General features: G+C 70.5%; 12 protein-coding genes. All 12 read right to left on the bottom strand.

The features are described 5' to 3' along the window. Complete coding sequence (gene nuoK, locus C1701_RS13020; protein ID WP_016698086.1) at positions 1-300, bottom strand: NADH-quinone oxidoreductase subunit NuoK; 300 nt, start codon at positions 298-300, stop codon at positions 1-3. After that, positions 297-1,310, bottom strand: a complete 1,014-nt coding sequence (locus tag C1701_RS13015) for an NADH-quinone oxidoreductase subunit J (protein WP_026419562.1) — start codon at positions 1,308-1,310, stop codon at positions 297-299. The genes nuoK and C1701_RS13015 overlap by 4 nt, the downstream gene beginning before the upstream one ends. Further along, the gene (nuoI, locus tag C1701_RS13010) at positions 1,307-1,873 is read right to left on the bottom strand and encodes an NADH-quinone oxidoreductase subunit NuoI (protein ID WP_026419563.1); all 567 of its coding nucleotides are present in this window, start codon (positions 1,871-1,873) and stop codon (positions 1,307-1,309) included. Before nuoI ends, C1701_RS13015 begins: the two co-directional genes overlap by 4 nt. Then, positions 1,860-3,293: an NADH-quinone oxidoreductase subunit NuoH gene (gene nuoH, locus C1701_RS13005; protein ID WP_081715545.1), complete on the bottom strand. Its 1,434-nt coding sequence runs from the start codon at positions 3,291-3,293 to the stop codon at positions 1,860-1,862. Before nuoH ends, nuoI begins: the two co-directional genes overlap by 14 nt. After that, entirely contained in the window at positions 3,290-5,845 is a 2,556-nt protein-coding gene (locus C1701_RS13000) for an NADH-quinone oxidoreductase subunit G (RefSeq protein ID WP_026419564.1), read from the bottom strand. The genes nuoH and C1701_RS13000 overlap by 4 nt, the downstream gene beginning before the upstream one ends. Beyond that, entirely contained in the window at positions 5,845-7,173 is a 1,329-nt protein-coding gene (gene nuoF / locus C1701_RS12995) for an NADH-quinone oxidoreductase subunit NuoF (protein ID WP_026419565.1), read from the bottom strand. Before nuoF ends, C1701_RS13000 begins: the two co-directional genes overlap by 1 nt. Before the next feature lie 15 nt (positions 7,174-7,188). Continuing rightward, on the bottom strand, positions 7,189-7,950 hold the full coding sequence (gene nuoE / locus C1701_RS12990) for an NADH-quinone oxidoreductase subunit NuoE (protein WP_026419566.1): 762 nt from the start codon (positions 7,948-7,950) through the stop codon (positions 7,189-7,191). Beyond that, entirely contained in the window at positions 7,947-9,323 is a 1,377-nt protein-coding gene (locus C1701_RS12985) for an NADH-quinone oxidoreductase subunit D (protein ID WP_026419567.1), read from the bottom strand. The genes nuoE and C1701_RS12985 overlap by 4 nt, the downstream gene beginning before the upstream one ends. Continuing rightward, complete coding sequence (locus C1701_RS12980; RefSeq protein WP_245588885.1) at positions 9,320-10,018, bottom strand: NADH-quinone oxidoreductase subunit C; 699 nt, start codon at positions 10,016-10,018, stop codon at positions 9,320-9,322. Before C1701_RS12980 ends, C1701_RS12985 begins: the two co-directional genes overlap by 4 nt. Before the next feature lie 91 nt (positions 10,019-10,109). Then, positions 10,110-10,661 (bottom strand): NuoB/complex I 20 kDa subunit family protein, encoded by a 552-nt coding sequence (locus C1701_RS12975; RefSeq protein WP_016698904.1) that lies wholly within the window; start codon positions 10,659-10,661, stop codon positions 10,110-10,112. Positions 10,662-10,691: 30 nt separating this feature from the next. Next, complete coding sequence (locus tag C1701_RS12970) at positions 10,692-11,057, bottom strand: NADH-quinone oxidoreductase subunit A (RefSeq protein WP_026419569.1); 366 nt, start codon at positions 11,055-11,057, stop codon at positions 10,692-10,694. Positions 11,058-11,661: 604 nt separating this feature from the next. Continuing rightward, positions 11,662-12,912, bottom strand: a complete 1,251-nt coding sequence (locus C1701_RS12965) for a geranylgeranyl reductase family protein (RefSeq protein WP_026419570.1) — start codon at positions 12,910-12,912, stop codon at positions 11,662-11,664. Positions 12,913-12,943: the final 31 nt, after the last annotated feature.

The following is a 12,943-nucleotide window of genomic DNA, read 5'->3' as shown; positions in this document are numbered from 1 at the left end:
TCAGTACTTCAACAGGTTGGCGTCGTCGACCGAGGCCGACCGGCGCGTCTTGAAGATCGACATGATGATCGCCAGTCCGACCACCACCTCGGCAGCCGCGACGACCATGACGAAGAAGGCCATGATCTGGCCGTCGAGCTCCCCGTTGATCCTCGCGAAGGTCACCAGCGACAGGTTGACCGCGTTGAGCATCAGCTCCACGCACATGAACACCACGATCGCGTTGCGCCGGACCAGCACGCCGACGGCTCCGATGGTGAAGAGCAGAGCCGACAGCAGCAGGTAGTACGTCGGTGTCACGCCCTACCCTCCTCTTCCCCCGTGTCGGAGCCGGTCTTCCGGTCCGTGTCCTCCGCCGCCGGGGCCTCCGGCCCCGCCGCGTCAGCCCCCGTCGGCTCCGCGTCCTCGGCGTCCGCGTCCTCCGGGGAGCCCGTCGTCAACGCGCGGGCGCCGGGTTCGCCGGCACCGCCGGCGACACTCGCCCGGTCCGCGTCGAGCGTGCGCACCGCGGTGGACTCGATGATCTCGGAGAGCGACTCCGGCGCGACCGAACCGTCGGGCAGCAGCGCCGGCACCGCGACCGAGTTGGCGGTGGCGAACACGCCGGGCCCGGGCAGTGGCGAGACCCGGGGCTTGTCACCCCGGAACCGTTCGTCGGCCTGCTCGCGCTGGGACTTGCGCGGCGGCGCCGACCGCTTGTCGGCCAGGACGAACATCAGCGCGCCCACCGTCGCGACCACCAGCAGCGCGCCGGTGAGCTCGAAGGGGAACACGTAGTCGGTGAAGAGCAGGTTGCCCAGCCCGGTCACGTTCCCGTCCTGCACGGCGTTCACCGCGCCCAACCCCGCCGACTCCACGGTGCCGAGGGACCTGGCGACCGCTCCGACCACCAGCACGGCGAAACCCACGCCGAACAGCGTCGCGAGCAGCCGTTGGCCCCGGATCACCTCGACCACGGAGTCCGCGCTGTCCCGGCCGACCAGCATCAGCACGAACAGGAACAGCATCATGATCGCGCCGGTGTACACGATGATCTGCACGATCCCGAGGAACGGGGCCTGCTGCACCATGTACACGACACCGAGCGAGAGCATGGTCAGCACCAGCCAGAGCGCGGAGTGCACCGCGTTCCGCGCGAACACCATGCCCAGCGCGCCAGCCAGGGCCAGCGGGCCGAGGATCCAGAACGCGATGGTCTCGCCGATTCCGATGACCTCGGGTCCGGACACCGGCGTACCGGCCTGGGCCAGCAGCGGGCCCGACGCGGACGCGGCCGCGCCGAGCTGACTCGCGAGTGTTGCCAGGCTCACCGCCGGGCCTCCTCAGAGCCGGTCTCCACAGTGCTTCCCTCCGGGACACCCGCCCGCCTGGCCAGCTCGGGGCCGTGGACGTAGTAGTCCTGCTCGTCCTCGCCGAGCCGCATCGGGTGCGGCGGCTGCTCCATGCCGGGCAGCAGCGGAGCGAGGAGCTGTTCCTTCGTGTAGATCAGGTCCTGGCGGTTGTCGTTGGCCAACTCGAAGTCGGTGATCATCGTCAGCGACCGGGTCGGGCAGGCCTCCACGCACAGGCCGCAGCCGATGCAACGCAGGTAGTTGATCTGGTAGTCGGCTCCGTACCGCTCGCCGGGCGAGAACCGGGCCTCCTCCGTGTTGTCCCCGCCCTCGACGAAGATGGCGTCCGCCGGGCAGGCCCACGCGCACAGCTCGCAGCCCACGCACTTCTCCAGCCCGTCCGGGTGCCGGTTGAGCTGGTGCCTGCCGTGGAAGCGGGCCGCCGGGATCTTCGGGACCTCCGGGTACTCCTCGGTGGCGACCTTCTTGAACATCGTCGAGAAGGTGACCCCGAAACCCTTGAGGGGGTCAAACAGTCCCATTGCCGTCCTCCTTCGCGGAGCTGGCACGGTCCCGCGTGTCAACTCCGGACTGACCGGCGTCGGGCCGGTCGGCTGCTGTGCCCTCGGTGTCGTCGCCGCCCGTGGGCTCGTCGTCGGCGAGCGCGGCGCCGGCCCCGAGTGCTGAGGTGCCCGCGCCGATCGCGGCGCGCTCACGGGTCTGGGTGGCCGCCGGCCGCCGCTTCGGCCGCTCGGGTACCTCCAGGTCCAGCGGCGGAACGGGGAAGTTCCCGCCGGACAACCTCGGCCCGGTCTCCTCCTCGACCCGCCGGTCGGGGATGAGGAAGGTCGCGGCGACCAGCACGACCAGGGTGATCGCGAAGGCGATCATGAACTGGGTGGTGGTGACGCCCTCGCTGCTCAACGCGCGGATCGCGGCGACCAGCACGAACCACAGCAACGCGACCGGCACGAGGACCTTCCAGCCCAGGTGCATGAACTGGTCGTAGCGGAACCGGGGGAGCGCCGCCCGGAGCCAGATGAACAGGAACAGGAAGGCGAAGGTCTTCAGGAGGAACCACAACAACGGCCACCAGCCGGTGTTGAACATGCCGTCGGCGACCGACCCCAACCCGAAGGGCGCGTGCCAGCCACCGAGGAACATCGTGGTCGCGAGCGCGGAGACCGTCGTCATGTTCACGTACTCGGCGAGGAAGAACATGGCGAACTTCAGCGACGAGTACTCGGTGTGGAAGCCACCGACCAGCTCGGACTCGGCCTCGGGGAGGTCGAAGGGCGCCCGGTTCGTCTCACCGACCATCGAGATGACGTAGATGAGGAACGGCACCGGCAGCAGGAAGACGAACCACCCCTGCTCCGCCTGGGCCGCGACGATCTGCGAGGTGTACAGCGAGCCCGAGTAGAGGACCACCGTCACGATCGCCAGTCCCATCGCGATCTCGTAGGAGATCACCTGGGCCGCGGACCGCAGCGCGCCGAGCAGCGGGTACGGCGAGCCCGAGGCCCAGCCGCCGAGCAGGATGCCGTAGACGCCGACGGAGGCGCAGGCCAGGACCACCAGGACCCCGGCTGGCACGTCGGCCAGTTGGAGGGCCGTGGTGTGGCCGAAGATGGAGACCTCGCCGCCGATCGGGATCACGGCGAAGGCGAGGAAGGCGGGGATCGCGGCGACGATCGGGGCGAGGAAGTACACCCACTTGTCCGCCAGGGCGGGCCGGATGTCCTCCTTGAACGCCAGCTTCAGCGCGTCACCGACCGACTGGAGGATGCCGAACGGGCCGGCCCGGTTGGGGCCCGGCCTGTTCTGCATCCGCCCGATGATCCGGCGTTCCGCCCAGATCATGAGGATGGTGATGACCATCAGCATGGCGAAGATCGCGACCATCTTCACGATGGTCAGCCAGATCGGGTCGTTCGCGATGAGCTCGGCCGTGGGGCTCATCGGCCTCCTCCGTTCTCGACGCCCGCGGTGCGGTTCTCGGCGCCGCTGACGGTGACCAGTGAGCCGTGGCCGGCTCCGAGAGTTCCTCGAACCCTGGACGGACCGGAGTTCGCCGGCAGCCACACCACGTCGTCGGGGAGGTCCGCGAGCTCGGCGGGCAGGGTGACCGAGCCCCGGTCCGTGCTGACCGTGACCGGATCCCCGACCGCCAGGCCGAGTCGCTCACCGGTGGCGGGCGAGAGCCGGGCGACGGTGGGACGGGCGGTGTCCGCCAGCTGCGGCTCGCCCTCCTGGAGCGAACCGCGGTCCAGCAGCTGCCGCCAGGTGGCCAGGACCGCCTGCCGCCGCCCCGGCCCCTCGGGCCGGGGGGCCGGCGGAGCGCCGGCGGTCACGGTCGGCGCCGGGAGCGAGCTACCCGTGTGGGTGCCAAGGCGATCCAGGTCACCGGCCGCGGCGCTCGGGGTCTGGGTGAACAGGTCGGCGTCCATCTCGACCGCCAAGGTGTCCAGGACCCGGCAGTCGGGCAGGGCTCCGGTGCCGTCGATGGTGGTCCCGAAGGTGCGTCGGCGTCCCTCCCAGTTCAGGAAGGTCCCCGCCTTCTCCACGGTGGGCGCCACCGGGAGGACCACGTCCGCGACCCTGGTCACCGCGCTCTCGCGCAGTTCGAGGCTGACGACGAAGCCCACCTCGGCCAGCGCCCGTTCGGCGAGGGCGGGATCGGGCAGGTCGTGGGGATCGACACCGCCGACGACCAGGGCGTCGAGCTCCCCGGCCGCCGCCGCCCGCAGGATCCCGTCGGTGTCGCGGCCCGGGGTCGAGGGGAGGGTGCCGGCGTCCAGGCCCCAGGCCTGCTCGACCTCGGCCCTGGCCTCGGCGTCGGTCACCGGGCGGCCGCCTGGGAGCAGCGTGGGGACGGCACCGGCGGCGAGTGCGCCGCGCTCCCCGGCTCGGCGGGGAACCCAGGCGACCCGCGCTCCGGTGCGTTGCGCGGCACGCAGCACCGCGGAGGGCAGGCCCGGCACCTCGGCGGCGCGTTCCCCGACCAGGATCACGGCACCCGGAGCGCTCAGGGCCTCCTCGACGTCGGCCGCGTGGCGGGGCAGCGCCTCCAGGGACGCGGCCTCCCCGCCGGGGGCGCAGGCCAGCAGGCCGCCGCCCGGCAGCGCCCGCGAGGTGGCGAGCTGGGTGGTGGTCTTGGTCACCGCCGGGGAGGTCCACTGCCCCAGGTGGAAGACCTTCGTCCCACCGCGCCTCGCCGCCTTCCGCAACCGCAGGAAGACGATGGGCGCCTCCTCCTCCGGTTCGAAGGCGACGCACAGCACGGTCGGTGCCTTCTCGATGCCGGCGAAGGTCACCCCGCCGGTCTCCGGGGAGGTACCGACCACGGAGGAGGCGAGGAAGTCGAGTTCCTCGGCGGAGTGGGCCCTGGCCCGGAAGTCGATGTCGTTGGTCCCCAGCGCCACCCTGGCGAACTTCGAGTAGGCGTAGGCGTCCTCCACGGTGAGCCGGCCGCCGGTGAGCACGCCCACCCCGCGTTCCCTGGCTCGGAGCAGACCGTCCGCCGCGACCCGCAGCGCCTCGGTCCAGGAGGTGGCGCGGAGCTCACCGGTCTCGGCGTCCCGCACCATCGGCCGCTGGATCCGGTCGGCGGCGGTGGTGTAACGGAAGGCGAAGCGGCCCTTGTCGCAGAGCCACTCCTCGTTGACCTCGGGGTCGTCGCCGGCGAGCTTCCTGGTGACCTTGCCCCGGCGCCAGTCGGTGCGCTCGGCGCAGCCGGAGGAGCAGTGCTCGCAGACACCCGGGGTGGAGACCAGGTCGAACGGCCGGGCGCGGAACCGGTAGGCGGCGCTGGTGAGCGCGCCGACCGGGCAGATCTGGATGGTGTTGCCGGAGAAGTAGCTCTGCTCCCTCGGCGCGGTCCCGTCGATGTCGGCCGTCACGGCCGTCCCGACCTGCTGCTCGGCACCCCGTTCCAGCAGGTCGAGGAAGCGGTCGCCGGCGATCTCCTTGGAGAACCGGGTGCAGCGCTGGCACAGCACGCAGCGCTCCCGGTCCAGCAGGACCTGTTCGGTGACCTTGATCGGCTTGGGGAACGTCCGCTTGCGCTCCTCGAACCGGGAGTCGGTGCGACCGTGCTTGAGCGCCTGGTTCTGAAGGGGGCACTCCCCGCCCTTGTCGCAGATCGGGCAGTCCAGCGGGTGGTTGATGAGCAGGAGCTCCATCACACCCTGCTGCGCCTTGTCGGCCACGGGCGAGGTCCGCTGGGTGTTGACGACCATCCCGTCGGCCACCGTCATGGTGCAGGAGGCCTGGGGTTTGGGCATCTTCCGCCCACCCATCTCCACGTCGACCAGGCACTGGCGGCAGGCGCCAGCCGGTTCGAGGAGCGGGTGGTCGCAGAACCGGGGCACCACGATGCCCAGCCGCTCCGCCGTGCGGATCAGCAGTTCACCCTTGGGGGCGTCGACCTCGATGTCGTCGATCGTCAGCCGGACGTGGCCCTCGGGCACCGGGTTCTCCGAGCTGGGCTTCTTCTCAGGGGCAACCGTCATCAGTGCGCTCCTGCCAACGCGGCGTCGGCGGAGCGGTCCGCCTTGCCTGTCCTGTTCTTCTCGCACAGCTCGAGGAACTCGTGCTTGAAGTACTTGATGCCGCTCGTGATCGGGCTGACCGCACCGTCACCGAGCGCGCAGAACGACCGGCCGAGGATGTTGTCGCAGACGTCGAGCAGCGTGTCGATGTCGGACTCGGTCCCCTCGCCGCGCACCATCCGTTGCAGCGTCTGGGCCAGCCAGTAGGTGCCCTCCCGGCACGGGGTGCACTTGCCGCAGGACTCGTGCTTGTAGAACTCGGTCCACTTCATCACGGCCCAGGGCACGGAGACGGTCTCGTTGAAGACCTGCACCGCCGTGGTGCCCAGCATGGAACCCGCCTCGGACGCGCCCTCGAAGTCGAGCGGGACGTCGAGGTGCTCGCTGGTGAACAGCGGGGTGGAGGAGCCGCCCGGAGTCCAGAACTTGAGCGGTACCCCGTCCTTCATGCCACCGGCGAGCTCCAGCAGCTGGCGCAGCGTGGTGCCCATCGGGGCCTCGTACTGGCCGGGGCGCTCGACGTGGCCGGAGATGGAGTAGATCTTCGGACCCGGTGAGCGGTCACGTCCCATCGTCCGGAACCAGTCCGAACCGCCGTTGACGATGTAGGGAACGCTGGCGATGGTCTCGACGTTGTTCACCACGGTGGGCGAGGCGTACAGGCCGGCGGTCGCCGGGAACGGCGGCTTGAGCCTGGGCTGCCCGCGTCGCCCCTCCAGGGAGTCCAGCAGGGCGGTCTCCTCGCCGCAGATGTAGGCGCCGGCGCCGGCGTGCACGACGACGTCGAGGTCGAATCCGCTGCCCAGGATGTCCTTGCCGAGGTAGCCCGCCTCGCGTGCGTCGCGCACGGCGGCGTTCAGCCGCCGGATGCAGTGCAGCACCTCACCGCGTACGTAGATCGCCGCGAAGTTGGCCCTGATGGCGTAGGCGGTGATGATGACGCCCTCGATGAGCGAGTGCGGGTCGGCCATCATCAGGGGGATGTCCTTGCAGGTCCCCGGCTCGCCCTCGTCCGCGTTGATCACCAGGTAGTGGGGCTTGCCGTCCCCCTGGGGAATGAAGCCCCACTTCATCCCGGTCGGGAAGCCGGCACCACCCCGACCCCGCAGGCCGGAGTCCTTGATCAGCTGGATGAGCTGGTCGGGGTGCGCGCCGAGCGCGCGGCGCAGCGCCGAGTACCCCTCCAGCTGCTCGTAGGTGCGCAGGCTCCAGGACCTGGGGGAGAGCCAGCGCCGCGTCAGGACCGGGGTCAGTGGTGCCACGCCCGTGCCCGGTGTCGGTTCGCTCATCGTCCGTCCACTCCCCTACTTCTTCTCCGGAACCGGGGGCAGCTCCGCCTCGTCCGGCATCGCCGGGGCGGTCCAGCCCTTCTCGGCCGCGATCCGGGCGCCGCGCACCGTCTCGGGGGCGGTGGACGGTGCCTCCACGTCGCTGTCCCGGCCCTCGAAGAAGCCGGCCAGTTGGAGCTCCGCCTGGCGGAAGTCCGTGAGGGGCGCTCCCCGGGTCGGCTCCGGTCGCTCCCCGGCGCGGAGCCTGGACACCAGCTCGCTGGCCGAGTCGGGCGTCTGGTTGTCGAAGTACTCGTAGTTGACCTGGAGGACCGGGCCGAGGTCGCAGGCCGCGAGGCACTCCGCGTGTTCGAGGGTCACCGAACCCGGGGTGCCGGGTTCCCCTGCGGTCTCCTCGTGGCCGACGCCCAGTTCGCCGCGCAGGCGGGCGTAGATGTCGTCGCCGCCAAGGGCCGCGCACAGCGTGTTGGTGCAGACGCTGACGAGGTGCTCGCCGCACGGCTTCCGCTTGTACATCGTGTAGAAGGTGGCGACGGCGCTCACCTCGGCCGCGCTGAGGTCGAGGTGGCGGGCGCAGAACTCGATGCCCGCCTGGCTGACGTGCCCTTCCACCGACTGCACCAGGTGCAGCAGCGGGAGCAGGGCGGACCGGGCGACCGGGTACCGGGCGACGAGCTGGCGGGCCCGCTCGTCGGTCAGCTCGTCGAACGGGGAGCCCGTCGGCTCGGGTCCGGACGGGCCCTGGGGCGTTCCGGGCTTGTCGTGCTGGATCGTCATCGGTCCACACCACCCATGACCGGGTCGATGGAGGCGACCGAGGCGATCACGTCGGCCACCAGGCCGCCCTCGGTCATCGCTGGCATTGACTGGAGGTTCACGAAGCTGGGTTCGCGCACGTGCACCCGCAGCGGTCGGGTACCGCCGTCGGACACGACGTGGTAGCCGAGTTCGCCACGAGGCGATTCGACGGGGACGTAGACCTGGCCGGGAGGCACGTCGAAGCCCTCGGTGACCAGTTTGAAGTGGTGGATGAGGGACTCCATCGACTGGCCCATGATCTTGCGCACGTGTTCGAGGGAGTTCCCGAGCCCGTCGGGGCCGATGCTGAGCTTGGCCGGCCAGGCGATCTTGCCGTCCTCGACCATGACCGGGTCACCCTCGGTCTCGGCGAGCTTGGCCAGGGTCTGCTCGACGATCCCCAACGACTGGTCGATCTCCTCGACCCGCAGCAGGTAGCGGGCGAAGCAGTCGGCGTCGTAGGAGGTGGGGACCTCGAAGTCGTACTCCTCGTAGCCGCAGTACGGCTGGATCTTCCGCAGGTCCCAGGCCAGTCCGGCGGACCGCAGGATCGGGCCGGTCGCACCGAGCGCGATCGCGCCGTCCAGCGGCAGGTGGCCGACCCCCTTGAGGCGGCGCTGCCAGATGGGCTGGCCGGTGAACATGCGGTGGTAGTCCGGGACACGCCCGCGCATGACCTTGAGGAAGTCGCGGATCTTCTCGCCGTAGCCGATGGGCAGGTCCTGCGCGACCCCACCGGGCCGGACGAAGGCGTGGTTCATCCGCAGCCCGGTCAGGAACTCGAGCAGGTGCAGGACCTCCTCACGCTCCCGGAACCCGAAGACCATGCCGGTCGTGGAGCCGAGCTCCATGCCGCCGGTCGCGAGGAAGACCAGGTGGGAGCTGATGCGGTTCAGCTCCATGAGCAGCACCCTGATGATCTGCGCCCGGCGCGGTGCCTCGGTGCCCAGCAGCTTCTCGACCGCCATGCAGTAGGCGGTCTCGTTGTGCAGCGGCGCCAGGTAGTCCATCCGCGTGATGAACGTGACGGCCTGGGTCCAGGTCCGGTACTCGGTGTTCTTCTCGATCCCGGTGTGCAGGTACCCGATCACCAACCGGGACTGGGTGACGGTCTCGCCCTCCAGTTCGAGGACGAGCCGCAGGACACCGTGGGTCGAGGGGTGCTGCGGGCCCATGTTGATGACGATGCGCTCGTCGTGCCCCGGGGCGCTGGGCAGCTCGTCCCAGTCGCCGCCCGTGACCGTGTAGACCGGTCCCTCGGTGGTGCGTCGCTCGGCGGCGTAGGGGTCCCGCCCCTCGCCCACGGCGGTGTCGGTGCCGGTCGTGACGTCGGCAAGCCGTTCGTGACTCATGAGTACGCCCTCCGCTGATCAGGCGGCGGTATCTCGGCGCCCTTGTACTCCACCGGAATCCCGCCGAGCGGGTAGTCCTTGCGCTGCGGGTGACCGTCCCAGTCGTCGGGCATCAGGATCCGCGTCAGGGCCGGGTGTCCGTCGTAGACGATGCCGAACATGTCCCAGGTCTCGCGCTCCTGCCAGTCGGCGGTGGGGTACACCTCCACCACGCTCGGCACGTGCGGGTCGTCGACCTCGAGCGTGACCTCCAGCCGGATGCGGCGCCGGAAGGTCATCGAGGTCAGGTGGTAGACGGAGTGCAGCCGCTGCGGGACCTCGGGCCCGTAGTCCACTCCGGACACCGAGCTGCACAGTTCGAACCGGAGCGAGGCGTCGTCGCGCAGCACCCGGCACAGCGGGAGCAGGTCCTCGCGCCGGACGTAGTAGGTGATCTCACCCCGGTCGACGGTGACCTGTTGGATGGCCTCCGCCGGGATCCCGTTGTCCTCCATCGCCGCGAGGAGGTCGTCGGTGAAGTCGTCGAACCAGTCGCCGTAGGGGCGTTGGGCCGGCTGCGGGACGTGGGCGGGAAGTCGGAGCCCGCCGTACCCGCTGGTGTCACCCGAGCCCCGGACACCGAACATGCCCTGCCGCGACCTGCCGGCCACGACGCCACCCCGGGCCTCGTGCTCGGCCTCCTCCTGGGGTGACAGTTCGGCGGCGCTCGGCGGGGACTCCCCGGCGAGCGGTCCCCTGACCGGGATCTTGCGGTCGGTCTCGTCATCGCTCACGGCAAACCACCGCTCACTTCTTCTTCGCGTAGCGGACGGACGACGGGATCAGCTCGGTGCGGTGCCCGCTCTCGGCGAGCGCGGCGGCGCGCTTCGGACCGAGCGGCTCGTCCATGACCTTGGCGTGCAGCTTCAGGATGGCGTCGAGCAGCGCCTCGGGCCGGGGCGGACAGCCAGGCAGGTACATGTCCACCGGCACGACGTGGTCGACGCCCTGCACGATCGCGTAGTTGTTGAACATGCCGCCCGAGGAGGAGCACACGCCCATCGCCAGCACCCAGCGCGGCTCGGGCATCTGGTCGTAGATCTGGCGCAGCACCGGCGCCATCTTCTGGCTCACCCGCCCCGCGACGATCATCAGGTCGGCCTGCCTCGGTGTGGCGCTGAACCGCTCCATCCCGAACCTGGCGATGTCGTAGCGCGCCCCACCGGAGGTCATCATCTCGATGGCGCAGCAGGCCAGCCCGAAGGTGGCCGGCCACATCGACGTCTTCCGGCTCCAGTTGACCAGCTTCTCGACGGTGGTCAGCAGGACCCCGCTCGGCAGCTTCTCTTCCAGTCCCATGACTCTCGCGTGTCCTCCCCGCTCGCCGACCTAGTCCCAGTCCAAGCCGCCGAGGCGCCATTCGTAGACGAAGGCGATGGTCACGGCGAGCAGGAAGACCCCGACGGCCACCAGCCCGAAGACCCCCAGCCCGCCGGCGGCGACGGCGTAGGGGTACATGAAGACGACCTCGACGTCGAACAGGATGAACAGCATTCCGGTCAGGTAGAACTTGACCGGAATTCGACCGCCGCCGGCGACCGGCACCGGCGAGGGTTCGATCCCGCACTCGTAGGCGTCGAGCTTGGCCCTGTTGTACCGGCGGGGACCAACAAGCGGCGCGACCGAGACCGAGAACACCGCGAACCCGGTTGCCAGTACGAACAGCAACACGAGGGGGAGGTAGGACTCCAACACGTCGCCGTCCTTTCATCCTCGCCACTCCCGGCGGCAGAGCCGCCGCCCGAACGAACCCTAAGGGTGGCTATTTCACAAAAACTTCTTAGGCGAGCCTAAGTAGTCCCTCCCGGCATCACTCTCCCGAGTGAGACCGGCGCCCGCCGGACTTCCGCCAGGACCGTAACCACCCGCGGAAGGCAGTAAAGACGCAATTACTGCCCCTTTCAACCAACAGAGCGTGTTCGGTACCTCCCCCCGCCGGCGGGGGTCACCCCGCGCGGGCGGGCCGGAAACGGCCCGCCCGCCTCGTCGGAGCCACCCGCCACGTGGCGGGCGCCCGACGGGGCGCCCACGACCTGCCAGCTCCGTGATCAGGAGAAACGCCTCGACGGTCCGGGCCCGTCAGCGCGACGGACCAGCACGTCCCGACACCCACGGGGCGGGAGGACCCGGACCGGTTCCGGCCAGCACGATGCGTGACCACCACCAGCGTCGGTCGAGGTCGGAGCCCTGGCGGCAGCCGGGACTGTGTTCTCCGCGACACTCCCCGGCCGACGCCGCGCTCCTCGGGTTCGCACTGGGCCGAACGGAGCAGGCGGGAGGCACGGACCTCCCCCGGCGGTCAGGCGCTCGGGCTCATCCGGACCGCCGCGCTGATCATCCGGTCGAAGGCGTCGCCGTCCTTGGGGTCGTACAGGCCGGCGAGCAGCTTGAGGACCAGGCGCATCAGCGTCTCGATCGGCAGGCCGTACTTGGTGGCCGTGCGCATGATCACGGGGTTGCCGATCAACTTGCTGAAGATGTTGCCGAGGCGGTAGTAGCCGCCCAGCTGCTGCCGCAGGGCGACGGGGTAGCGGGAGAGGGCGTGCTCGCGGGAGGCCGGCGTGGGGCGGGAGAGCGCGTGGACGACGCAGTCGGCGGCGAGCTTCGCGGACTGCATCGCGTAGGCGATGCCCTCACCGTTGAACGGGTTGACCATGCCCCCGGCGTCCCCGACGAGCAGCAGGCCGTCGCGGTAGTGGGGCACCCGGTTGAAGCCCATCGGGAGGGCGGCGCCACCCACCTTGCCGACCGCGTTGTCCTCCCGGAATCCCCACTCCTCCGGGGTCCCGTCGAGCCAGGACCGCATCAGGGCCCGGTAGTCGGTGCGCCCGTAGGCCTTCGACGTGGACAGGATGCCCAGGCCGGCGTTGACCGTGCCGTCACCCATCCCGAACAGCCACCCGTAGCCCGGCAGCAGCCGAGGGTTCGCCGGGTCGCTCCGGTCCCACAGCTCCAGGTGGGACTCCAGGTAGTCGTCGGTGGTGCGGGGGCTGGTGTAGTAGCGCCGCACGGCGACGCCCATCGGGCGGTCGTCGCGCTTCTCCAACCCCACCGAGAGCGCGAGCCGCGCCGACACGCCATCGCAGGCGATGGTCAGGGGTGCGCGGTAGCTGACCTCGGTGCGTTCCCGCCCCACCTTGGCGCGGACACCGACCACTCGGCCGGTGCGGTCGTCGGTGATCGCCGACACCACCGTGGTGGCCTGGTTGAGCCGAGCTCCGGCCGCCTGGGCGTGCCTGGCCAACATGTCGTCGAAGTCCTGCCTCGGGCGCACGACCCCGTAGGGCGGGTAGCTGGCCAGCTCCGGCCAGGCGAGTTCCATCCGCACGCCGCCGCCCACGACCCGGAGGCCCCGGTTGTGCAACCAGCCAGCCTCCTCGCGGGTGTCCACCCCGAGGTCGATGAGCTCCTTGACACCGCGCGGCGTCAGGCCGTCGCCGCACACCTTCTCCCGGGGGAAGGTGCTCTTCTCCAGCATCAGCACGTCGAGGCCCGCCCTGGCCAGGTGGGTCGCGACGGCGGAACCGGCCGGACCGGCCCCGACGACGATGACGTCGGCGTCCTCCTCCGGTCGGCGTCGG

The sequence above is a fragment of the Actinoalloteichus sp. AHMU CJ021 genome (genome assembly GCF_002895405.1).
GTDB classification, from domain to species: Bacteria; Actinomycetota; Actinomycetes; order Mycobacteriales; family Pseudonocardiaceae; genus Actinoalloteichus_B; species Actinoalloteichus_B caeruleus.
The sequence above is the reverse complement of the archived record's forward strand: the minus strand, read 5'-3'. Positions and strand labels throughout refer to the sequence as shown.

Bases quoted from the DNA above. Each gene is read 5' to 3' on its own strand.
- nuoI (WP_026419563.1), bottom strand. From the start codon at position 1,873: ATGGGACTGTTTGACCCCCTCAAGGGTTTCGGGGTCACCTTCTCGACG.
- nuoH (WP_081715545.1), bottom strand. From the start codon at position 3,293: ATGAGCCCCACGGCCGAGCTCATCGCGAACGACCCGATCTGGCTGACC.
- C1701_RS13000 (WP_026419564.1), bottom strand. From the start codon at position 5,845: ATGACGGTTGCCCCTGAGAAGAAGCCCAGCTCGGAGAACCCGGTGCCC.
- nuoF (WP_026419565.1), bottom strand. From the start codon at position 7,173: ATGAGCGAACCGACACCGGGCACGGGCGTGGCACCACTGACCCCGGTC.
- nuoE (WP_026419566.1), bottom strand. From the start codon at position 7,950: ATGACGATCCAGCACGACAAGCCCGGAACGCCCCAGGGCCCGTCCGGA.
- C1701_RS12985 (WP_026419567.1), bottom strand. From the start codon at position 9,323: ATGAGTCACGAACGGCTTGCCGACGTCACGACCGGCACCGACACCGCC.
- C1701_RS12975 (WP_016698904.1), bottom strand. From the start codon at position 10,661: ATGGGACTGGAAGAGAAGCTGCCGAGCGGGGTCCTGCTGACCACCGTC.